This window comes from Hyphomicrobium album (assembly GCF_009708035.1).
Taxonomy (GTDB): Bacteria; Pseudomonadota; Alphaproteobacteria; order Rhizobiales; family Hyphomicrobiaceae; genus Hyphomicrobium_A; species Hyphomicrobium_A album.
In genome coordinates this window covers 338,575-358,793 of sequence record NZ_WMBQ01000001.1, presented here as the reverse complement: position 1 = coordinate 358,793, position 20,219 = coordinate 338,575, and the positions used below count along the sequence as shown (strand labels likewise).

The window sequence follows — 20,219 nt, the reverse complement described above, 5'->3', positions numbered from 1 at the left end:
CGGGGCCCGGCGCCGAGTTGTGTCGGTCATTTGACCCCTGCGACAGAATCGCGGCATCAAGGCCTGAGGTGGTTGTATGACCACGAGCCTCGGGGGCCGCTATGAACCTGATGACCAATACGTTGGAGCGCAAGCCGGTCGAGACCGCGAGCATTTCCGACATCGCCGAAACAACGGCGAACGCCTGTCTTGCCACGCGTGTGCGCCAGCTGTCGCGCATCGTGACCCGCGTCTACGACGATGCCATGCGCCCGCTAGGCATCACCGCTAGCCAATACACGCTGCTGGCACAGCTCGCGGCACGTGACGCGATCACGGCCGTCGAGATCGGCCACGAGCTCGACATCGAGAAATCGACGCTGTCGCGCAACCTGAAGCGCCTCCTGGCGCTGGGTCACATCAACATGGATCCGCCGGCGGGTCGCCGCGGTCGCGGCCTGCATTTGACCCCCAAGGGGCAGGCGATCCTCAAGGAAGCGTTCCCGGTCTGGCAGGACGCACAGAAGCGCGCCTTCACGGTCATGGGCGCGGAGAGCCGCAACACGCTCGACAATCTGCTGCACCAGGCCGAGAAGCTGGTTCCCGCCTGAGCCTATTTGACGGCTCACGTGGCTCTAGGACTATATTCGGGGGTGCCGTCGGCGCCCCCGAATTCATTTCTAAGGTCCATGACGAGCCTCTTCCCCGCCGATCTCTACGCTGAAGCCGAAGCTCTGCTGGCAGAGCTGCAGCGGCATGCGCTGCTCATCGTGACGGCGGAAAGCTGCACCGGCGGGCTGCTTGCCGGCCTTCTCACCGAGGTGCCGGGCTCGTCCGGCATGGTGGAGCGGGGGTTCGTTACCTACTCCAACGCGGCCAAGACCGATCTCCTCGGCGTACCTGAGGAGTTGATCGCGCGGCATGGCGCCGTCAGCGCCGAGGTGGCGCGGGCCATGGCCGACGGGGCGCTGGCGAGGACGCCCGCGCACATCGCCTTGTCCGTGACCGGGATTGCGGGGCCGGATGGCGGCTCCCCGGAGAAGCCGGTCGGCCTCGTCTACTTCGCCGTCGCGGCCGAGGGCGAGACGACGCGTGCGCTCGAATGCCGTTTCGGCGATATTGGACGGCGTGAGGTGCGTTTGGCCAGCGTGCGCGAGGCTGTCGCCTTGGCGCGCTCCGCCGTGAAGCCGGGATTGCGACATGCGTAGAATGACCGCTGGCATCGTTGGCTTGGCTGCGACGATGCTGATGTCTGCCGCGGCAACCTTCGCCGCCGACGTCACGGTCCGCGATCTCACGCTGCGCCTGCACCACGCGGATCGCACTCGCCCTTTGCAGCTTTCCGGCCTCGACTTGCGCGAGCTTGACCTGAGCGGCCTCGACTTCAAGGGGGCGACGCTCGCCAACAGCAACATGTTCGGAGCCGACCTGACGCGCGCCGACCTGTCGAAGGCGGATCTGCGCGGGGCGCGGCTCGACCGCGTGGTGATCATCGGGGCGCGCTTCGACGGCGCCGATCTTTCCGATACGAGCTTCCTGCGCCCGTCGAGTTTCTCCACGCTCGCCGCACCACGGAGCGAGGCGCCGAGCTTCGCCGGCGCCAACCTCGCCCGCTCGCGCCTCTTCGGCCGCTTCAATCGCTCGAGCTTCCGCGCGGCCGATCTTTCCGGAGCGATGCTCGCGCCGTTCAACAAGACGGGGTTCATCGAGCACATATGGCGGACGGAGCTCGCCGGCGCCGACCTCGCCAACGCCAATCTCTCCGGCGCCGATCTCGGCTATGTGCTGCTCCGCTTTGCCAATCTACGCGGCGCCAACTTACGCGGCGCCAAGCTGCGCAAGGCCGACCTTTCGCGCGCCGATCTCACGGGGGCGGACCTGACCGGCGTCGATCTGGCCGAGGCCGACCTCGACGGGGCGATCCTCACCGGAGCGAAGGGATTGAGCACGGCGCTGGGCCTCGATACTGCTCTTAACGTCGACAAGGCGATCCGCTGAGCCCTACGCAGTGACGGTGGGGCTGCCATAGACGGCGCGGGCGCGCGCCTCGAACGCATCGGTGTACTTGCGTACCGCCTTGTCGAAGACGGCGCCCATCAACAACGCCAGCATGCGCGAAGCGAACGCGTAATCGATATAGAAGTGGACCTCGCAGCCGCCGGGCAGCTCGCGGAACCGCCAGCGGTTGGCGAGGTACGAGAATGGCCCCTTGATCTTGACGACATCGACCTCGTGCCGCTCGGGGCGCAGCGTGACGCGGCTGGTGAAGCTCTCGCGGATGGCGCCGTAGCCGACGGTCATGGTGGCGACGAGCGTTGAATGCGTGCTGCCGTCCTCGCGCGAATGGACGACCAACTTTTCGCACAGCGGCAGGAATTCGGGATAGCGCTCGACATCGGCGACCACCGCGAACATCTGCGCGGGCGTGAAGGCGACGCGCCGGGTCATCTCGAAGGTCGGCAAGGGGTGCTCCGCTATGCCTGCGTCGCGCTGCGCGCCGCCTGCAGCTTCGCGAAGTCATCGCCCGCGTGATAGGACGAGCGCGTCAACGGGCTGGCGGCGACGAGCGCGAATCCCTTGGCGACAGCGATCTGACGCAGCGCCTCGAACTCGGCCGGCGGCACGAAGCGCTGCACGGCCGCATGTCGCGGGCTCGGCTGCAGGTACTGGCCGATGGTGAGGAAGTCGACGCCGGCCGAGCGCATGTCGTCCATCACCTGCATGACCTCCTCGCGCGCTTCCCCGAGCCCGACCATGATGCCCGACTTGGTGAACAGTCGGCCGTCGATCTCCTTGGCGCGCTGCAGGAGGCGTAGCGAATGGAAATAGCGCGCGCCGGGCCGGATGGAGAGATAGAGCCGCGGCACGGTTTCGAGGTTGTGGTTGAACACGTCCGGGCGCGCCGCGAGCACCGTCTCGAGGGCGCCGGCCTTGCGCAGGAAGTCGGGCGTCAACACCTCGACCGTCGTCGACGGGGAGGACGCGCGCAGTGCATCGATGACGCGGGCGAAGTGCGCCGACCCACCGTCAGCCAGATCGTCGCGATCGACCGAGGTGACGACGATGTGCGTGAGGCCCAGCTCCTTCGCCGCCTGGGCGACGCGGGCGGGCTCGCCCGGATCGAGCGGCCGCGGCATGCCGGTGCGCACGTTGCAGAAGGCGCAGGCGCGCGTGCATGTGTCGCCCATGATCATGAAGGTTGCGTGCCGCTTCGCCCAGCACTCGCCGATGTTGGGGCAGCCGGCTTCCTCGCACACCGTATGTAGGCCGTGCTGGCGAACGATGCGCGCCGTCTCGGCATGCGCTGCCGAGCCAGGCGCACGCACGCGAATCCACGCCGGCTTCGCCGGACGCGGCGATACCGTTCCGCCCTCGGCGGCTACTTTTGTGGATGTGGCGGGCGCGCTCAATCAAAAGCTCCAGCCTCGGCTTCGCCGCCATCTTAAGGCTCGGCGCCGTCGACGCAAAGCGGGCCGCGGTGACACCCGCCTAACGCCCAATGATGCGGGCAATGATGATGATCAGGAGCGCGCCGATGGTGGCGACGAGGATCTGATGCACCCAGGGCCAGTCCAATAGGATCGGCAGTTTCAGAAGACCCGCCTGTACCAGGGCGCCGCCGACGAAGGCGCCGATGATACCCGTGAAGATATCGCGGATGAGCCCACCGCCGCCGAGGATGAGATGGGCGAGCCAGCCGGCGATGAGGCCGTTAACCGCCATGACGATCCACGGCGCGTAGCCTGCGTAGTCTTCCATTCGCGTTTTCTCCCTAGCGTTCGTTGGGGCGCTTACGCGATGATCCGCGCCAATAAGACGACGATAACGGCACCGACCGATGCGGTGACGATCTCAGAAACAATTTTGCTGCGAAATCCCAAATCGATCTTCAGGACGTCGAAGAGGTAGCCGCCGACGAAGGCACCGATGATGCCGGTCAAGAGGTAGCGCAGCAGTCCGCCGCCGCCGCCGAGCAGCAGCGAGGCGACGAAGCCGGCGACGATGCCGATGAACGCAAAGATGAGCAGCGCCCGCGTATCGATATCCATGGCGTCCCTCCCGGTAGCAACGCGTTAGCTCGACGGCTTGCCCGCCGGCGGAATGTGCAACGCCCGCCCGTACGCCGCCAGCGCGCTTTCACCCATCATCTCCGAAAGGGTCGGATGTGGGAAGACGGTACGCATCAGGTCCTCCTCGGTCGCCTCCAGCTGCATGGCGATGACGAACCCCTGGATCAGCTCGGTGACCTCGGCGCCGATCATGTGCGCCCCGATCAGCTCGCCGCTCTTGGCGTCGAAGATCGTCTTGACGAGCCCCTCCCGCTCGCCCAGCGCCAGGGCCTTGCCATTGGCGCGAAACGGAAAGCGGCCAATGCGAACCGCGCGGCCCTGGGCCTTGGCGCGCTGCTCGGTGAGACCCACGGAGGCGATCTGTGGACGACTGTAGGTGCAGCCGGGGATGTGCAGCTTGTCGAGCCCGTGCACCTTCATCCCCTTGATGGCCTCGACGCAGATCACCCCTTCGTGCTCGGCCTTGTGGGCGAGCATCGGTGGCCCGGCCACGTCCCCGATCGCGTAGATACCGGACACGTTGGTGCGGCCGAGGTCGTCGGCGACGACGAGGCCCCGGTCGAGCTTGACGCCCAACGCCTCCAAGCCGAGCCCCTCGGTATTGCCGAGGACGCCGACGGCGGAGATCAGCCGTTCGGCGGCCATGCTCTCGCGCTTGCCGTCGCCATGCTCGATCGTGGCGGTGATGCCGTCCTTGCTGCGCTTCACGTCGCCGACCTTGGCGCCGGTGACGATGCGGATACCCTCCTTCTCGAACGCCTTGCGCGCCAGCGCGGCAATCTCGGCGTCCTCGGTGGGGAGTATCTCCGGCAGGATTTCGACGACCGTCACCTCCGCGCCCAGCGCCCGGTAGAACGAGGCGAACTCAATGCCGATGGCACCGGAGCCGGCGATCAGCAATGACTTCGGCAGCGCCGGCGGCAGCATCGCCTCGAAGTACGTCCAGATGCGGTCGCCGTCCGGCTCCAGGCCGGGTAGCGCCCGCGGTCTGGCTCCGGTGGCAATGACGATGTGGGATGCCGTATAGCGGCCGGGGCCGCGCGCATCTTTTGGCGGCTCGGGATCGGTCCGGCCGGTCGGCTCGGGTTTCGTCACCTCGATGACGCCGTTGCCTTTGAGCTTGGCGGCGCCCCAGATGACGTCGACGCCATTTTTCTTGAGCAGGAAGCCGACGCCGGCATTGAGCTCGGCCGATACCTTGCGCGAACGCTCGACCATCTTCTTGAGATCGATGCTCGGTTTGCCCGGCACGACGACCCCGAAGTTCGCGGCCTCGCCAACCTCGTGGAAGATCTCGCCCGAGCGCAGCAGCGCCTTGGTCGGGATGCAGCCCCAGTTGAGACAAATGCCGCCGAGATGCGTGCGCTCGACGACTGCGGTGCGCAGGCCGAGCTGCGCGGCGCGGATGGCGGCAACGTAGCCGCCGGGTCCGGCGCCGATGACGATTGCGTCGTAGTCGCTGGAGCTCATGGCTTAGGCCCCATCTGAAAATCGAAGGCCCCGGTGTCGTCGGACGCCGAGGCCAAAGCACTCATCGCAGTGAATGGGCCGCGCCGCCTCTTACACGTGGCAGCGGGCGCCGAGGTACTTGTCGAGCAATTGGTTGTACAGATCGGCCTTGGCCTTCTGCGGAGCGGCCAGCTTCTTGCCGTTGTTCTGCTGCTCGACCAGCGAGGGCACGCCCTCGCGGTCCATGCGGTTGAGGTTGGCGCGAATGCCCTGGCATGTCTCGCCGCCGCTCAAGCTTTGCGGACCCGGGTCGCCGCTGGTGCCCGTACCGGTGTTGCCGGCACATCCCGCGAGCAGCACCGCTAGGGTGACCGCTACTGCCCCGCTGTAAGCACGCGCCCGCCGACCGTTGCCAGACACCATGGCCTCCCCTGGTATTGGTTCCAGGGCGGTTTCACCACACGCTAACGGGGCGTGCAACCCTTCTCATCGTAGTGTGCAGAAATGATCGAGGCGCCCCCGCATCTGAGTGACACGGTAGGCGCCTGGAAGTTGAGTACAACTCGCGTTTTAAGGCGTAGGCGTCGTCGTCGTCCCGGAAGCCGGAGCGTTCGCCGTCTGTGTCGTATCCTGGGCCAAGGCCGAGGCAACCGGCTTCTGTGACGGAACCGGCGGCTTGGCGGCAGTCTTCGTCGCCGGCGCTGCCGCAGGTGCGGCTTCCGACGTCTTGGTCACCGGCTCGATCGGCGCCGTCGCGGCGACGCGCGGCGGGTAGCTCGAGCACTTGCTCTGGAATTCGACGTTGGCCTTGTTGAGCTCGTCGGCCTTCGTCAGGTCGGTGGCCTTGAGCTTGTATTTCTTGGCCGCCGCCTTGGAGACTTTGTCGGTCACGCCTTCCGAGTTGAGCGCCTCGATCTGCGAGACGAGCGTGTTGCACAAAGCCTGCTTTGATTTCTCAGCCTGCTCGTTCGCCGCCTGCTTTTGCGGATCGATAGAGCCGGTGTTGAATGCGGAAGAGAGAGAGCCGTCGTTGGCGCAACCTGCGAGCATGCAGGCTAGGGCCGCGGCATAGAGGGCGTTCGAGCGCGCCGTCATTGTGATTCACTCCAAGGGCTAGAGTCGGTCACCAGGTACGCCCACGCTGTCGTTCCGCTTTAGGCTTGCCCTGGGCCGGCAGCAAGCAAGTGCCCTATTCTTATGCTTTTCGGAGCCGATTGTGAGGCTCTTACCTGGGGAAAGGCGCCGAGGCGTGCTCCTCGTGCCACAGCTTGTCACCCCAATTGGGGCCTGAGGCACCACTCGGCGCCGCGCTGATTCGCAATTAACCACTCCGGCCGGTCAGACGAGCATGCGCACGGGATCCTCGATGAATGCACGGAAAGCGCCGAGCAGCGCGGCTCCCGTCGCACCGTCCACCACCCGGTGATCGCACGACAGCGTCACGTTCATGACGGTTGCCGCCTGCAAGCCCTCACCCACCACGACTGGCCGCCGTTCAGCCGAGCCGACGGCAAGGATCGTCGCGTGCGGCGGGTTGATGACGGCATCGAAGTTCTTGATTCCGTACATGCCGAGATTGGAGATCGACGTCGTGCCGCCCTGATACTCGTGCGGGGCGAGGCGGCGTTTGCGGGCACGGTCGGCCAGGTCGCGCATCTCGTTGGAGATCTCGGACAGCGACTTCACCTCGGCATGGCGGATGACCGGCGTGAACAGGCCGCCCTCAATCGCCACCGCGACGCCGACGTCGGAATACTTGTGGCGCAGCATGCCGGCTTCGGTCCACGTCGCGTTCGCCGCCGGCACCTCCTGCAGGGCGAGTGCCATCGCCTTGATGATGAAGTCGTTGACCGAAAGCTTGTAGGCGCGCGGGCCGTCAGCGGGGGCCGCGGCGTTCATCCGCTCGCGCGAGCGCAGCAGCTCGTCGATGCGGCAATCGATCGACAGGTAGTAGTGGGGGATCGTCTGCTTGGCGACGGTCAAGCGCTCGGCGATGACGCGGCGCATCTTGTCGTGCGGGACGACTTCGTAGCTGCCCTTGTCGTAGAGCGCGAGGATTTTGTCGTCGGGCATCGCCGCCGCCGGCCGCTCGAAGGTCGCGACCTCCCGACGCGTCGGGGAGGCGCCGGCTCGCTTCGAAGCGCCCGATGCGAGCGCCGCCTCGATGTCGCGCTTGACGATGCGCCCGTGAGGGCCGGTGCCCGGCAAACCATCCAGCGCCAATCCCGCCTGCTGCGCCAAGCGCCGCGCCAGCGGCGAAGCGAAAATGCGATCTTGCGCGGCGATGCCCATGGTGCGCCCCAGCTAAACGTACATGACCGACTTCACCGCCGCGACGACGCGCTCGACCGACGGCAGCGCCAGCTTCTCGAGGTTGGCCGCATACGGCATCGGCACGTCGGCGCCCGACACTTTCGCCGGCGGCGCGTCGAGATCGTCGAACGCCTGCATGGCGACCTGGGCGCAAATTTCCGAGCCGACCGAGCACACGGGCCAGGCTTCCTCGACGGTGACGATGCGGTTGGTCTTCTTCACCGAGGCGAGCACCGTCGCCATGTCGAGCGGGCGCAGCGTCCTGAGGTCGATGACTTCCACGTCGATGCCGTCCTTGGCGAGCCGCTCGGCCGCCTCCAGCGCGTAGACGATGCCCCGCGCGAACGAGACGACAGTGGCGTCCTTGCCGGGCCGCGCGATACGCGCCTTGCCGATGGGGATGACGAAATCGCCGCCTTTGGGCACTGGGCCGTGCGCCCCGTAGAGGATCTCGTTCTCCAGGAAGACAACGGGGTTCGGGTCGCGGATCGCAGCCTTCAACAGCCCCTTGGCGTCGGCCGGCGTCGACGGCGCGACGACCTTCAGTCCCGGCACGTGCGCGTACCAGGCGGAAAAGCACTGGCTGTGCTGGGCGGCGACGCGTGCCGCGGCGCCGTTGGGCCCGCGGAAGACGATGGGAACGGTGACGAGCCCTCCCGACATGTAGTGGGTCTTGGCAGCGGAGTTGACGATCTGGTCGATCGCCTGCATGGCGAAGTTCCAGGTCATGAACTCGACGATGGGCTTCAGGCCGGCGAAGGCGGCGCCGACGCCGATCGCAGCGAAGCCCTGCTCGGTGATCGGCGTGTCGATGACGCGCCGCTCGCCAAATTCCTCGAGCAGGTTCTGGCTGACCTTATAGGCGCCCTGGTACTGGGCGACCTCCTCGCCGATCAGGAACACGTCCGGATCGCGGCGCATCTCCTCTGCCATCGCATCGCGCAGCGCCTCGCGCATCGTCTGGTTGACGGTCTCGGTTCCCGGCGCGGTCTCAGGTTCGGCCGAGAGGGGCTCATAGCTGCGGCCGGGCTCGTCGCGTGGCTGCTCGGTCGGCGCGACATCGAGCTCCGCCGCCAACTCTGCGTTCTTCGGCCGCGTCTCCGCCTTCGGGGGCGCAGATGGCGGGGCAGCGCTCTCGTCGTCGCCGGAGATGAGGGCGATCGGCGTGTTGACCTTGACGTTCTCCGTGCCGGCGGGGACGAGGATCTTGGCGAGCTTGCCCTCGTCGACCGCCTCGACCTCCATCGTTGCCTTGTCGGTCTCGATCTCGGCGATGACGTCGCCAGCCTTCACGTCCTGGCCTTCGCTCACCAGCCACTTGGTGAGCGTGCCCTCCTCCATGGTGGGCGACAGCGCCGGCATCAGGACTTCGGTGGGCATGACGGCGGCAACCTTCGCTACTGGTCAGTGGTGAAGACGACAGAACGGCCGGCTTCGGCAGATCTAAGGTAGAACGGTATAAGGCGCTGCAGCCAACTCCAGCTGTATTCGAAGTCCTCCTCCGAAAGAGGACAATCGTACTTCATCGGATCAATCCCAAAGTAGCGCGCCCGAAACTCCTGCTCGCCCACGGCGCCGAGCGCTCCCGCGATCTCTCCAACGCACCCGCTCTTTTTCAACGAGATGATGTAGTCGCGACGGAAGTAGAGCGGCTCACCGCCAAGAATAACGCCGTGCAGCGGTGACCGGTACTCGTAGTGGAGCTCGCTCGCTCCAAACGAGCGATGAATTGCGTCCCAGGCCTTGTCGGTCTCGCAGAGCCATTCACCGGCGTGTGCGAAATAGAACTCCTCGATGTCATTCCTTATGAAATCGGGCCGCTGCCCTGCTGGACAGGCTAGCAATCGCCGCTCGTCTTCTGCGGTCAAAGCAAAATGTACACCGCGCGCGACCACGCTTAAACCTCCACGAGCACATCCGTGGTGAGCTCGGAGGCGTCGGGCTCGGGATCGGCGAGCGCGAACTCGGCTGCCGCGTTGACTTCCTCGCGCACCTGGCGGTCGATGGCCTTCAACTCGTCCTCGCCGACGCCGCCGTCGATGAGCCGGGCGCGGATCTGCTCTATCGGGTCCTGCGTCTCGCGCATATGCTGCACCTCCTCGCGGGTGCGGTACTTCGCGGGGTCGGACATCGAGTGGCCGCGGTAGCGGTAGGTCATCATTTCGAGAATGAACGGACCCTTGCCGGAACGCGCATGCTCGATGGCGCGTGCACCCGCAGCGCGAACCTCCTCGACGTCCATGCCGTTGACATGCTCACCCGGGATGGCGAACGACAGGCCGCGCTGGGACAGGTTCGTCGTCGACGACGAGCGCTCGATCGAGGTGCCCATCGCGTACTTGTTGTTCTCGATGATGAACACGGTGGGGAGTTTCCACAGCTGCGCCATGTTGAAGGCTTCGTAGACCTGCCCCTGGTTGGCGGCGCCGTCGCCGAAGTAAGTGAGGCAGACCCGGCCATTGCCGCGATAGAGGTTGGCGAAGGCGAGCCCGGCGCCGAGCGGTACGCAGGCGCCGACGATACCGTGGCCGCCGTAGAACCCTTTCTCGGGCGAGAACATGTGCATCGACCCGCCCTTACCCTTGGAGCAGCCGTGCCGGCGCCCGGTGAGCTCGGCCATGATGCTCTTCGCGGTCATGCCGACGGCAAGTGTGTGCCCGTGATCGCGGTAGGCAGTGATCACCTGGTCGTCCGGCTCGAGCGCCATCTGCATGCCGACGACGACCGCTTCCTGACCGATGTAGAGATGACAGAAGCCGCCGATATGCCCCATGCCGTAGAGCTGGCCCGCCTTCTCCTCGAAACGGCGAATAAGCAGCATCTGGCGATAGGCGTCGAGGCGCTCTTCGCGCGTGAAGACCCTGGCAGGGGCCTTCCCGTCGGCGCCGTTGGTTCCGCGCGCCTTCCCGGCGCCGGCTGCCTTCCGGCTGGATGAAGCTTTCGCCGCCACCATCGGGTTCCGTGCAAATCGTGGAAACGATGCGCCGCGCGACAAAACCCATGCTCGCGGAGTGAATCGAACCCTACTAGAGCCGTATGTCGATATCTAGAACCCAGAAGTCGGCGCAGCGTTGACCGATTAGGCTGCCGTGTGCGTCTGCCGCTCAGCGCTCGATGAGTACAGCGTCGTCGGGACGGACGAAACCCAGCACTTCGCGCGCGACCTCTTCGACGAGGTCGGAGTCGGGCTTTTCGGGAGACAGGAGAGCGACGTCGCGCTCAAGCTTGGCGCGCACGGCCTCGAGGCTTTTGATCTCAAACTCCAACAGAGCTGACCGTTCGATCAGCCTGGATCGCGCCTCGAAGCCGTGCCTGCCATTGATTGCATGATGGACGAAGTAGGCCGTCAAACCCAGGCAGAGAAGCAACACCGTCGCCTGCCTTAGCCTCGAGCGTCGATCATGGATTTTTGGCTGACGCAGCACTGGGGGTACGCTGCACATGACTGGTGGACACCCCTGTTATGCCACACGGTGCTTAATGGCAGGTAAAGCGGTGTGCCAGTCATTGCAATTCAAGCCGAGACGGCGCGGCCGCGGATGACACTCTTGCCGGCATAGCGGGCCGTATCGCCCAGCTCGCCCTCGATGCGGATGAGCTGATTGTACTTGGCGAGCCGGTCGGAGCGGCACAGCGAGCCGGTCTTGATCTGTCCGGCGTTGGTCGCCACGGCGAGATCGGCGATTGTGGCATCTTCCGTTTCGCCCGAGCGATGCGAGATGACGGCCGTATATGCTGCGCGCTGCGCCATCGACACCGCGTCGAGCGTCTCCGACAGCGAGCCGATCTGGTTCACCTTGACGAGGATCGAGTTGGCGACGCCGCGCTTCAGGCCCTCGGCGAGACGCTCGGTGTTGGTGACGAACAGATCGTCGCCGACGAGCTGGCAGCGCGCGCCGATTGCCTGCGTCAGCGCCTTCCAGCCGTCCCAGTCGTCCTCGGACATGCCGTCCTCGATGGAGATGATCGGATAGCGCGAGACGAGCGCCTCGAGGTATTTCACCATGCCGGCGGAATCGAGCGACTTGCCCTCGCCCTCAAGGTTGTACTTGCCGCCCTTGAAGTACTCCGTCGCCGCGCAGTCGAGCGCCAGCATCACGTCATCGCCCGGCTTGTAGCCGGCGCGCTCGATGGCCTTCATGATGTAGCCCAGCGCTTCGTCCGCCGACTTCAAGTTCGGCGCGAAGCCGCCCTCGTCGCCGACGCTGGTCGAAAGGCCCGCGTCCTTCAGCGACTTCTTCAGCGTGTGGAAGATCTCCGCGCCCATGCGCACGGCGTCGGCGATGGAATTGGCCGCCACCGGCATGATCATGAATTCCTGGATGTCGATCGGGTTGTCGGCATGCGCGCCGCCATTCACGATGTTCATCATGGGCACCGGCAGGACGTGCGCCGCCGCGCCGCCGAGATAGCGGTAGAGCGGCAGGCTGCTCGACTCCGCCGCGGCCTTCGCCGTGGCGAGCGACACGCCGAGGATGGCGTTGGCGCCGAGGCGCGACTTGTTGCGGGTGCCATCGAGCTGAATGAGGGCCGCGTCGACGCCGCGCTGGTCCTCGGCGTCCATGCCCGCCAGCGCATCGAATATCTCGGTGTTGACCGCGGCCACCGCCTTCTCGACGCCCTTACCCAGATAGCGAGCGGGGTCGTCGTCGCGCAGCTCGACCGCCTCGTGCGCGCCCGTGGAGGCGCCAGACGGCACCGCGGCGCGGCCCATGGCGCCATCCTCCAACACCACGTCGACCTCCACCGTCGGGTTGCCGCGGCTGTCGAGAATCTCGCGGCCGATGATGTCGATGATGGCGGTCATTTGGTCGGTACCTTATGAGTTGCGGGCCGCGGACGGGCGTGGGAGGGTCCGGCGCCTTTTAGCCGCTCTTGCCGCAGGCGCAAAGAGTTGAAAATGCCCTTGCGCCCGGGCGGGATTGACGCGCTGCAGCCAACAAGGGGAGCTTCGGCATGACGGAGACGAAAACCTACACTGGAAGCTGCCATTGCGGTCACGTCGCCTACGAGGTCGATGCGGACCTCAACCAGGTCATTTCGTGCAACTGCTCAATCTGCCGCAAGCGCGGTGCGCTCCTGGCCTTCGTCCCGGAGGACAACTTCCGCCTCAAGAGCGGCGAGGCGCTGACCGACTATCAGTTCAATAGGAAGGTCATTCACCACATGTTCTGCCCAACCTGCGGGGTCGGCGCTTTTGCGCGCGGCATCCGCCCGGACGGGGCCAAGATGATCGCCCTCAACGTGCGCTGCCTCGACGGCGTCGACCTCGATGCGCTCACGGTCCGGAAGTTCGACGGCGCCAGCCTCTGACGGACCAAGATGGCGAACGACGCGGCATTGGTGCTGTTTTCAGGTGGGCAGGACTCCACCGTGTGCCTTGCCTGGGCACTTAAGCGCTACGAACGCGTCGAGACCGTTGGCTTCGCCTACGGACAGCGTCATGCCGCCGAGCTCGGCCAGCGTGGGCGGCTACGTGAGGGCCTCACAAAGCTGAAACCCGAATGGGGTGGAAGGCTCGGCGACGATCACATGCTGGAGCTGCCGGAGCTCGGGCGCTTGAGCGACACGGCGCTGACGCGCGACGCCGAGATCGTGCTGAGCGACAAAGGGCTGCCGTCGACCTTCGTCCCCGGCCGCAACCTCCTGTTCTTCACCTACGCCGCCGCGCTGGCCTACCGCCGCGGCATGCGCACCCTCGTCGGCGGCATGTGCGAGACGGATTTCTCCGGCTACCCCGACTGCCGCAACGACACGCTGCAGACGCTCGGCAAGGCGATCTCGCTCGGCATGGACGCGGAGTTCATCATCGAGACGCCGCTGATGTGGATCGACAAAGCCGGCACCTGGGCGCTCACCGAGGCGCTGGGCGGCGCACCGCTGGTGGAACTCGTCACCGAGGAATCCCACACCTGCTATCTCGGCGTTCGCTCGCGCCGCCACGCGTGGGGCTACGGCTGCAACCATTGCCCGGCGTGCGCGCTGCGCCGGCAGGGATGGGAAAAGTGGCAAGCCGGCAAGACGACCTGATCCGCGCCGTCGACCTGGCGGCTGCGGGAGACTGGGCGGCGGCGCATGAGATCACTCAGCGCCACGAGAGTGACGCGCTCGCCGACTGGCTCCGGCGGCAATTGTGCTCACTTTGGACGCGCGGTAATCCGTGGTGGCTTCCACTGCAGACTAAAAGGGCTAGTTGCTCGTACCAAAGGATCTGCCGTCATGTTGCGCATCATGCCTTTGCTCGCCACCCTTTGCGTTGTAGCCGCCGCACCCGCCATAGCAGGCGACCTGCCCGACAAGTTGACCTTCGGCTACGAGTACGAGGGCGAAGTCGACGCCTCGCCGAAGGCATGCGAAGCGACCGTCCGCGAGGTGGTCGAGTGGTCGGATGAAGACGTGAAAAGGGCGACGGCCGACGTGTGCGCCGCGCGCAAGGCGCACGTCGATGCCTACGCCGCCCTCCAGCAGAGCTACAAGGAATTTGCCCAGACTTTTGGCGCGGATACGCGCCTGAGCACCGGCGAAGCGGTCCAGCATTTCCAACAGCTCGTGAAGGAGTGCATCGACCACAAGACCGGCATCACGACCGGCGGGCACAACATCGCCCTCGACATCATTCCGAACCAGATCGCCAGCGAATGCCTCGCGCTCGGCAAACGCCTGCTGGACGAGGAAACGGCGTGGTACAAGGCGCCAGCCGAAACGCACACGCGCCTGTCCCCATGAGCCGCTTGCCGCTGCAATAGTTTCCGAAACGTTCCATTTGCGTGTGCGTCAAACCGCGCGCGTCAACCCGGCGTTAGGCGGGCTCGCAACCTTGTGTGTGCGTCCGCATATGAGTGGTCGCATATACTTGCGGCACTTCAGCCGAGGAGATTCCCCATGGGCGATATGAGCAAGGCTGCCGAGCGCCGCAAAGCGCCGCTGCAGACACCGAGCACCTACGACGGCAACGCCATCCGCGATCTATCGGGCGCGCTCAACGCGCTGCTCGCCGACACGTTCGCGCTCTACATGAAGACGAAGAACTTCCACTGGCACATGAGCGGGCCGCATTTCCGCGACTATCACCTGCTGCTCGACGAGCAGGGCGACCAGATCTTCGCCATGACCGACCCGATGGCGGAGCGCGTCCGCAAGGTCGGCGGAATTACCCTGCACTCGATCGGCGAGATCGCCCGGCTGCAGCGCGTCGAGGACAACGACGCGGCTTACGTCACGCCGCAGGACATGCTCGCCGAGCTGCGCGACGACAACAAGGATCTCGTCTCCCGCATGCGCGAGGTCCACGGCCTTTGCGACGAGCACGGCGACGTGGCCACGGCGAGCCTGCTGGAGAACTGGATGGACGAGACCGAGCGGCGCGTCTGGTTCCTTTTCGAGGCGACGCGCGAGAAGCACGCGCCGTAAGGCTGCGTAGCGACAGAGACAAACTAACGCGGCGGCAACTTTGCCGCCGCGCTTGTTCCAAGCATCCATCAGTCGAAGGAGAAGCCTGTGGCCCTATCCGAAACTGACACGCTCGCCGGCAAGACGGCGCTGCCCAAGCGACGCCTCGGCCGCACCGACATGCTCATCACGCCCGTCGGGCTCGGCGCCTGGGCGATCGGCGGCGGCGACTGGGCCGTCGGCTGGGGCGACCAGGACGACAGCCAATCGATCGCCGCCATCCGCCATGCCGTCGAGCGCGGCGTCAACTGGATCGACACCGCGGCGATCTACGGGCTCGGCCATTCCGAAGAGGTGGTGCGCGCCGCGCTGAGAGAAATCCCCGCGTCACAGCGGCCGTTCGTGTTCACCAAGTGCGGTTTGCGCTGGGACGAGGCGGACCGCATGGCGCCGCCGCACAACGTCGGTGACCCGAAGAGCATCCGCCTTGAGTGCGAAGCCTCGCTGAAGCGTCTCGGCGTCGACCGCCTCGACCTCTATCAGATGCATTGGCCCTCGCGCGACGGCACGCCGATCGAGGAATACTGGCAGGCGCTGCTCGACCTGAAGGCCGAGGGCAAGGTGCGCGCCGTCGGGCTTTCCAACCACAACGTGGCGCAACTCGCGGCCGCCGAGAAACTCGGCCACGTCGACACGCTGCAGCCGCCGTTCTCCGCCATCCGCCGCGAGTTCGCCGCTGCCGAGCTGCCGTGGTGCGCCGAGCACGATACCGGCGTCATCGTCTACAGCCCCATGCAGGCGGGCCTCCTCACCGGCGCGTTCACGGCCGAGCGCGCCAAGCGACTGCCCGAAAACGACTGGCGCTCGCGCAACGCCGAGTTCACCGGCGACAAGCTGAAGGCCAACCTGGCGCTTGCGGAGACGATGAAGCTCGTCGGCCAACGCCACGGAACGTCGGCCGCAGCCGTGGCCATCGCCTGGACGCTGGCCTGGCCTGGCGTCACCGGCGCCATTGTCGGCGCCCGCGAGCCCGCCCAAGTCGACGGCTGGATCGACGCCGCCACCCTGCACCTGCGCAAGGCCGATCTCGACGAGATCGCGGCCACCATCAAGCGCACCGGGGCGGGTTCTGGGCCGTCCCTGCCCGCCGAGCCCGGCCACTAGGCCGGCGCGCTCTTGTTTGCGGCGGTCCGGGCCGTTACGGATGCCCGTATGTACGCCGTCAAAGAGATGTTCTACACGCTGCAGGGCGAAGGCACGCACACAGGGCGCGCCGCCGTCTTCTGCCGCTTCGCCGGCTGCAATCTGTGGTCCGGCCGCGAGCAGGATCGCGCCAAGGCCGATTGCCAGTTCTGCGACACCGATTTTGTCGGTGTGGATGGCGAGGGCGGCGGCAAGTTCGCAACCGCCGATGCTCTCGCCGACGCCTGCGCGCAGGTGGCGGGACCATCCGCGGCGCGGCTCGTCGTGCTGACCGGCGGCGAGCCGATGCTGCAGGTGGATGAGGCGCTGATCGATGCTCTACATGCCCGCGGTTTCGAGATCGCCATCGAGACCAATGGCACCCTCCCCGTGCCGCGCGCCATCGACTGGATCTGCGTCAGCCCCAAGGCCGGGACTGACCTCAGGCAGCGCTCGGGCGACGAATTGAAGCTCGTCTACCCGCAGGCGGGGCTCGACCCGGAAGCGGTCGCGGAGCTAGCGTTCACGCATCGCTACCTGCAGCCGATGGACGGCCCGGACGCCAAGGCGAACACCGAGCGCGCCGTCGCCTACTGCAAGGCCCACCCCGGCTGGCGGCTGTCCCTGCAGACCCACAAGCTGCTCGGCATTCCTTAACGACGGCCGGCACTGGAATTGCACGAGAAAATCCCCTACAGACCCCCCATGCGCATCTACAAAGAATTCCAGTTCGAGGCTGCCCACTTCCTGCCGACCGCTCCGGCGGGCTCGCCGAACGCACGCGTGCACGGCCATTCGTTCCGCGCCCGCGTGACGATCGACGGCGTGCCGGGCGCCGACACCGGCTACGTTTTCCACTTCGACGAGCTGGCGCAGACCATGGCGGAGGCGCAGGATGCGCTCGACCACCGGTTGCTCAACGAGGTCGAAGGCCTCGAGGCGCCGACGCTCGAGCGCATCGCGATTTGGCTGTGGAACCGGCTGCAGAACCGCGTTCCGGGCCTTGCCGAGATCGAGATTGCCCGCGACAGCTGCGGCGAGGGCGCGGTCTATAACGGGCCGGCGCCGTCTCGCCTCGCTGCGGAGTAAGCCGATGGGCCAGAAGGACACCACCGTCACCATCCTCGGGCAGGCGACGAAGCTGCCGCAGAGCCCGGAAGAGGCGACGCTCGAACGCGTGCCGAACCCGCACCGCGACACCGCCTACGTCGCGCGGTTTGCGGCGCCGGAGTTCACCTCGCTCTGCCCGGTGACGGGGCAGCCCGACTTCGCGCACCTCGTCATCGACTACGTGCCGCGCGACTGGCTCGTGGAATCGAAATCGCTGAAGCTCTACCTCGGATCATTCCGCAATCACGGTGCCTTCCACGAGGACTGCACCATCGCCATCGGCAAGCGCCTCGTCGCGCTGCTCGACCCGCAGTACCTGCGCATCGGCGGCTACTGGTATCCGCGCGGCGGCATGCCGATCGACGTGTTCTGGCAGACCGGCAAGCTGCCCGAAGGCGTGTGGCTGCCCGACCAGGGCGTCGCGCCCTACCGCGGCCGCGGCTGATCGGCGTCAGGCGGCGCGAGCGCGTGCACGCGCTCGTATAGCTCGGCGATGAGCGCGCGCCGGTCCCGCCCATGCTTCAAGTCTTCGAACGCGATCACGTCGCCGACGCGCGCCACGAGCTTTTGACCAACGGCGCGGCGAAACTCGCGGATGAGCATGGACAGCCGCAGCGTCATGCTCAGCCGCGACGCCAGATGGAACAGCGGGCTGCACTGGCCCTCGAAATAGACGGGCAACACGGAGGCGCGCGCCGCCTGCACCATCCTTCCAGTAAAGAGCTTCCACGGCAGCTCGACTGCACGGCCAAACGGACGCGGCGCCGTCGCCACGCCACCAGCGGGGAAGACGATGATGGTCGCGCCTTCGCGCAGCAGGCCGATCGCGGCGTTGCGCGTCGCGAGGTTCTTAGCCAGCGCCTCATCGGTATCGCGAAAGTCGATGGGCAATGAGAAGGGTACCATCTCCGGCACCTTCATCAGCTCCCTATTGATGAGCACTTTGAAGGGTCGCCCGAGGTCCTCCGCCAAGGTGAGCGCGGCGATCCCGTCGAGAATGCCGTAAGGGTGGTTGGCGACGAGGACGAGCCCGCGATCCTTCGGCAGGGCGGGCGGCCATTGGCGCGCGATGATCTCCAGGTCGACGCCGATCATGCCGAGCATGGGACGGATGATGCGCCCATCGCCTTCCATGCTCTGGCGCCGCCAGCGGTCGTAGAGCGGTGCGAAGTAGTCGCGGCCTGACATCCGCTCCAGCATGCGGATCAGTCCCCGCTTCAGCGGCGGGTCCTCGGCGTTGGCGTAGGACAGCTCCGGAAATCTCACGGTCGGTCCTTAGTTGGCGATGACGGCTTATACCGCTTGTTTGTGAAACCTCTAAGCCCAGCGGACGTCGAATTGACGCGCGCCGCATGCCGGAACCGTGTGCGCCGCATGGCGTTGCCCGCCTTTCGCCGGAGATGGTTTACAGCGATCGAGGCAGGCGCATGCATACGCTTCAACCGGGCCGTCAGCGCGACCTGCGGATCGACTTCTTTCGCGGCCTGGCCCTTATCTTCATCTTCATCGACCACATCCCCGACAACCGGCTCGCCAACTTCACGCTGCGCAATTTCGCCTTCGCCGACGCGGCCGAGGTGTTCGTGCTGCTGGCCGGTTTCTCGGCTGTGCTTGCCTATGGCCGCACGTTCGAGACGCAAGGCTTCCAGGCCGGCGTCCAGCGCACGCTTCACCGGGCGGGGCAAATCTACGTCTGGCATATCGGGTTGCTGCTGCTCTGCAGTTTCGGGCTCGCCGCGATCGCCACGGCGGTCGCCAATCCGATGTACGTCGAGGCGATCAAGCTCCACACGTTTGCCGACCAGCCCGTGAGCGCGATCGCGTCCGCCATCACGCTCCTCAACCAGCCCAACCTGCTCAACATCCTGCCGCTGTATGTGACGCTGCTGCTCGTATGGGCGCCGCTGCTCCTGTGGATGGTGAGCCGTGCCCCGTTCGTGGCGCTCGGGTTGTCGATCGGACTGTGGGCGGTCGCCAACGCATTCAGCCTCAACCTGCCCGCGCACCAGAACCCGGCTGGCTGGGTGTTCAATCCGTTCGCCTGGCAGGTGCTGATGACCATCGGCGCCGTCACCGCGCAGTTCAGCCTTCGTCGGCCGATCCCTGTCATCCCCTGGCTGGTGATTGCAGCCGGCGCGTACGCCGTGTTCGCGTTCCTATTCATGGCGCCGTGGGCGCTGATTCCGGGTCTTGAGAACACCCGGCTCGTGGCGCCGGATGCGCTCGGCTCCATGGATCGCATCTACGTTCCGGCTTGGCGATTGGTGAGCATCCTCACCCTCGGCTATCTCGCGCTCGTCCTCATCTCCGCGCGTTCAAGATGGCTGACCGAGCCGTGGGCGGTGGCGGTCGCCAATTGCGGCCGCCACTCCCTGCAGATCTTCTGCCTGGCGACGGTTCTGTCCCTCGGCGCCTGGGTGTTCCTCACCGAGATCGGCGGTAACGGCCTTGCGCCCCAACTCGTGGTCAATTTCGTCGGCATAGCGCTGATGCTGGCGACGGCCGCTTTGCTGACGCAGCGCAAGGCGGCGCCGGAAACGGCGGTCGCGCGCACCCGGCACCCGTTGGCGCAGGCACGCGCCGAGCCGATGACCGCACCGCGACCGTAAATTCACCCCTTATCTTTCGCCGGGGCACTAGGCGTGGGGAATGCGGCACACCAAGTCCCCGGTTTCCCGGCCTCGCCCTGCCGCACCCTGGCCAGATTGGCATGGCTCGGTTAGCGTG

Annotated in this window: 25 protein-coding genes and 1 pseudogene; 12 read left to right on the top strand and 14 right to left on the bottom strand. The window is 66.2% G+C overall.

Annotation, left to right across the window (positions count from 1 at the left end):
- Positions 1-101: 101 nt before the first annotated feature.
- The 3 genes from GIW81_RS01675 (at position 102) to GIW81_RS01665 (ending at position 1,977) form a co-directional block, all read left to right on the top strand.
- Positions 102-590 carry a MarR family winged helix-turn-helix transcriptional regulator gene (locus tag GIW81_RS01675; protein WP_154737615.1) on the top strand — a complete coding sequence of 163 codons (489 nt, stop codon included), beginning with the start codon at positions 102-104 and terminating at the stop codon, positions 588-590.
- 78 nt (positions 591-668) lie between these two features.
- Positions 669-1,187 (top strand): CinA family protein, encoded by a 519-nt coding sequence (locus GIW81_RS01670; RefSeq protein WP_154737614.1) that lies wholly within the window; start codon positions 669-671, stop codon positions 1,185-1,187.
- Complete coding sequence (locus GIW81_RS01665) at positions 1,180-1,977, top strand: pentapeptide repeat-containing protein (RefSeq protein WP_229309053.1); 798 nt, start codon at positions 1,180-1,182, stop codon at positions 1,975-1,977. The genes GIW81_RS01670 and GIW81_RS01665 overlap by 8 nt, the downstream gene beginning before the upstream one ends.
- A gap of 3 nt (positions 1,978-1,980) precedes the next feature.
- On the opposite strand, the gene GIW81_RS01660 is transcribed toward GIW81_RS01665, so the two are convergent.
- The 13 genes and pseudogenes from GIW81_RS01660 to eno all read right to left on the bottom strand — a co-directional run bounded on the left by GIW81_RS01660 (position 1,981) and on the right by eno (position 12,618).
- On the bottom strand, positions 1,981-2,442 hold the full coding sequence (locus GIW81_RS01660; RefSeq protein WP_154737613.1) for a type II toxin-antitoxin system RatA family toxin: 462 nt from the start codon (positions 2,440-2,442) through the stop codon (positions 1,981-1,983).
- An 11-nt stretch (positions 2,443-2,453) separates the two neighbouring features.
- Entirely contained in the window at positions 2,454-3,389 is a 936-nt protein-coding gene (gene lipA, locus GIW81_RS01655; protein WP_154737612.1) for a lipoyl synthase, read from the bottom strand.
- 79 nt (positions 3,390-3,468) lie between these two features.
- A complete protein-coding gene (locus GIW81_RS01650; RefSeq protein WP_154737611.1) occupies positions 3,469-3,738 on the bottom strand; it encodes a GlsB/YeaQ/YmgE family stress response membrane protein in 270 nt (89 codons plus the stop codon).
- A gap of 32 nt (positions 3,739-3,770) precedes the next feature.
- Positions 3,771-4,028 carry a GlsB/YeaQ/YmgE family stress response membrane protein gene (locus tag GIW81_RS01645; RefSeq protein ID WP_154737610.1) on the bottom strand — a complete coding sequence of 86 codons (258 nt, stop codon included), beginning with the start codon at positions 4,026-4,028 and terminating at the stop codon, positions 3,771-3,773.
- A gap of 24 nt (positions 4,029-4,052) precedes the next feature.
- Positions 4,053-5,519, bottom strand: coding sequence for a dihydrolipoyl dehydrogenase (gene lpdA, locus GIW81_RS01640; RefSeq protein WP_154737609.1), 1,467 nt, complete (start codon positions 5,517-5,519; stop codon positions 4,053-4,055).
- A gap of 90 nt (positions 5,520-5,609) precedes the next feature.
- The gene (locus GIW81_RS01635) at positions 5,610-5,918 is read right to left on the bottom strand and encodes a hypothetical protein (protein WP_324614860.1); all 309 of its coding nucleotides are present in this window, start codon (positions 5,916-5,918) and stop codon (positions 5,610-5,612) included.
- Between the two features lie 150 nt (positions 5,919-6,068).
- Entirely contained in the window at positions 6,069-6,593 is a 525-nt protein-coding gene (locus GIW81_RS01630; protein WP_154737607.1) for a hypothetical protein, read from the bottom strand.
- Between the two features lie 243 nt (positions 6,594-6,836).
- Positions 6,837-7,775: pseudogene (locus GIW81_RS01625) on the bottom strand (2-oxo acid dehydrogenase subunit E2); the annotation flags it as partial.
- A 27-nt stretch (positions 7,776-7,802) separates the two neighbouring features.
- Positions 7,803-9,152 carry a pyruvate dehydrogenase complex E1 component subunit beta gene (locus GIW81_RS01620; RefSeq protein WP_407658184.1) on the bottom strand — a complete coding sequence of 450 codons (1,350 nt, stop codon included), beginning with the start codon at positions 9,150-9,152 and terminating at the stop codon, positions 7,803-7,805.
- Between the two features lie 56 nt (positions 9,153-9,208).
- A complete protein-coding gene (locus tag GIW81_RS01615; protein ID WP_154737604.1) occupies positions 9,209-9,706 on the bottom strand; it encodes a YfbM family protein in 498 nt (165 codons plus the stop codon).
- Positions 9,707-9,708: 2 nt separating this feature from the next.
- The gene (gene pdhA / locus GIW81_RS01610; RefSeq protein WP_154737603.1) at positions 9,709-10,764 is read right to left on the bottom strand and encodes a pyruvate dehydrogenase (acetyl-transferring) E1 component subunit alpha; all 1,056 of its coding nucleotides are present in this window, start codon (positions 10,762-10,764) and stop codon (positions 9,709-9,711) included.
- Between the two features lie 151 nt (positions 10,765-10,915).
- Positions 10,916-11,236 carry an FtsB family cell division protein gene (locus tag GIW81_RS01605; RefSeq protein ID WP_324614859.1) on the bottom strand — a complete coding sequence of 107 codons (321 nt, stop codon included), beginning with the start codon at positions 11,234-11,236 and terminating at the stop codon, positions 10,916-10,918.
- Between the two features lie 89 nt (positions 11,237-11,325).
- The gene (gene eno / locus GIW81_RS01600; RefSeq protein WP_154737602.1) at positions 11,326-12,618 is read right to left on the bottom strand and encodes a phosphopyruvate hydratase; all 1,293 of its coding nucleotides are present in this window, start codon (positions 12,616-12,618) and stop codon (positions 11,326-11,328) included.
- Positions 12,619-12,767: 149 nt separating this feature from the next.
- Between eno and GIW81_RS01595 the strand changes: the two genes are divergently transcribed.
- From GIW81_RS01595 to queF, 8 genes are all read left to right on the top strand, one after another.
- Positions 12,768-13,124, top strand: coding sequence for a GFA family protein (locus tag GIW81_RS01595; RefSeq protein ID WP_154737601.1), 357 nt, complete (start codon positions 12,768-12,770; stop codon positions 13,122-13,124).
- A 9-nt stretch (positions 13,125-13,133) separates the two neighbouring features.
- On the top strand, positions 13,134-13,841 hold the full coding sequence (gene queC / locus GIW81_RS01590; RefSeq protein ID WP_154737600.1) for a 7-cyano-7-deazaguanine synthase QueC: 708 nt from the start codon (positions 13,134-13,136) through the stop codon (positions 13,839-13,841).
- 189 nt (positions 13,842-14,030) lie between these two features.
- A complete protein-coding gene (locus tag GIW81_RS01585; RefSeq protein WP_154737599.1) occupies positions 14,031-14,537 on the top strand; it encodes a hypothetical protein in 507 nt (168 codons plus the stop codon).
- 165 nt (positions 14,538-14,702) lie between these two features.
- Entirely contained in the window at positions 14,703-15,221 is a 519-nt protein-coding gene (locus tag GIW81_RS01580) for a Dps family protein (RefSeq protein WP_210251931.1), read from the top strand.
- A gap of 87 nt (positions 15,222-15,308) precedes the next feature.
- Entirely contained in the window at positions 15,309-16,364 is a 1,056-nt protein-coding gene (locus GIW81_RS01575) for an aldo/keto reductase (protein WP_324614858.1), read from the top strand.
- Between the two features lie 48 nt (positions 16,365-16,412).
- A complete protein-coding gene (gene queE, locus GIW81_RS01570) occupies positions 16,413-17,039 on the top strand; it encodes a 7-carboxy-7-deazaguanine synthase (RefSeq protein ID WP_154737597.1) in 627 nt (208 codons plus the stop codon).
- 48 nt (positions 17,040-17,087) lie between these two features.
- Positions 17,088-17,471: a 6-pyruvoyl trahydropterin synthase family protein gene (locus GIW81_RS01565; RefSeq protein ID WP_154737596.1), complete on the top strand. Its 384-nt coding sequence runs from the start codon at positions 17,088-17,090 to the stop codon at positions 17,469-17,471.
- Positions 17,472-17,475: 4 nt separating this feature from the next.
- Positions 17,476-17,937, top strand: coding sequence for a preQ(1) synthase (queF, locus tag GIW81_RS01560; protein ID WP_154737595.1), 462 nt, complete (start codon positions 17,476-17,478; stop codon positions 17,935-17,937).
- Here queF and GIW81_RS01555 read toward each other — a convergent pair.
- Entirely contained in the window at positions 17,919-18,758 is an 840-nt protein-coding gene (locus GIW81_RS01555; RefSeq protein ID WP_324614857.1) for a lysophospholipid acyltransferase family protein, read from the bottom strand. The two genes, queF and GIW81_RS01555, sit on opposite strands and share 19 nt — an antisense overlap.
- A 161-nt stretch (positions 18,759-18,919) precedes the next feature.
- On the opposite strand from GIW81_RS01555, the gene GIW81_RS01550 reads away from it, so the two are divergent.
- Positions 18,920-20,101: an OpgC family protein gene (locus tag GIW81_RS01550; protein WP_195930304.1), complete on the top strand. Its 1,182-nt coding sequence runs from the start codon at positions 18,920-18,922 to the stop codon at positions 20,099-20,101.
- Positions 20,102-20,219 lie beyond the last annotated feature (118 nt).

Bases quoted from the DNA above. Each gene is read 5' to 3' on its own strand.
- GIW81_RS01675 (WP_154737615.1), top strand. From the start codon at position 102: ATGAACCTGATGACCAATACGTTGGAGCGCAAGCCGGTCGAGACCGCG.
- GIW81_RS01670 (WP_154737614.1), top strand. From the start codon at position 669: ATGACGAGCCTCTTCCCCGCCGATCTCTACGCTGAAGCCGAAGCTCTG.
- GIW81_RS01665 (WP_229309053.1), top strand. From the start codon at position 1,180: ATGCGTAGAATGACCGCTGGCATCGTTGGCTTGGCTGCGACGATGCTG.
- GIW81_RS01650 (WP_154737611.1), bottom strand. From the start codon at position 3,738: ATGGAAGACTACGCAGGCTACGCGCCGTGGATCGTCATGGCGGTTAAC.
- GIW81_RS01645 (WP_154737610.1), bottom strand. From the start codon at position 4,028: ATGGATATCGATACGCGGGCGCTGCTCATCTTTGCGTTCATCGGCATC.
- lpdA (WP_154737609.1), bottom strand. From the start codon at position 5,519: ATGAGCTCCAGCGACTACGACGCAATCGTCATCGGCGCCGGACCCGGC.
- GIW81_RS01630 (WP_154737607.1), bottom strand. From the start codon at position 6,593: ATGACGGCGCGCTCGAACGCCCTCTATGCCGCGGCCCTAGCCTGCATG.
- GIW81_RS01620 (WP_407658184.1), bottom strand. From the start codon at position 9,152: ATGGAGGAGGGCACGCTCACCAAGTGGCTGGTGAGCGAAGGCCAGGAC.
- pdhA (WP_154737603.1), bottom strand. From the start codon at position 10,764: ATGGTGGCGGCGAAAGCTTCATCCAGCCGGAAGGCAGCCGGCGCCGGG.
- eno (WP_154737602.1), bottom strand. From the start codon at position 12,618: ATGACCGCCATCATCGACATCATCGGCCGCGAGATTCTCGACAGCCGC.
- GIW81_RS01595 (WP_154737601.1), top strand. From the start codon at position 12,768: ATGACGGAGACGAAAACCTACACTGGAAGCTGCCATTGCGGTCACGTC.
- queC (WP_154737600.1), top strand. From the start codon at position 13,134: ATGGCGAACGACGCGGCATTGGTGCTGTTTTCAGGTGGGCAGGACTCC.
- GIW81_RS01585 (WP_154737599.1), top strand. From the start codon at position 14,031: ATGTTGCGCATCATGCCTTTGCTCGCCACCCTTTGCGTTGTAGCCGCC.
- GIW81_RS01580 (WP_210251931.1), top strand. From the start codon at position 14,703: ATGAGCAAGGCTGCCGAGCGCCGCAAAGCGCCGCTGCAGACACCGAGC.
- queE (WP_154737597.1), top strand. From the start codon at position 16,413: ATGTACGCCGTCAAAGAGATGTTCTACACGCTGCAGGGCGAAGGCACG.
- GIW81_RS01565 (WP_154737596.1), top strand. From the start codon at position 17,088: ATGCGCATCTACAAAGAATTCCAGTTCGAGGCTGCCCACTTCCTGCCG.
- queF (WP_154737595.1), top strand. From the start codon at position 17,476: ATGGGCCAGAAGGACACCACCGTCACCATCCTCGGGCAGGCGACGAAG.
- GIW81_RS01550 (WP_195930304.1), top strand. From the start codon at position 18,920: ATGCATACGCTTCAACCGGGCCGTCAGCGCGACCTGCGGATCGACTTC.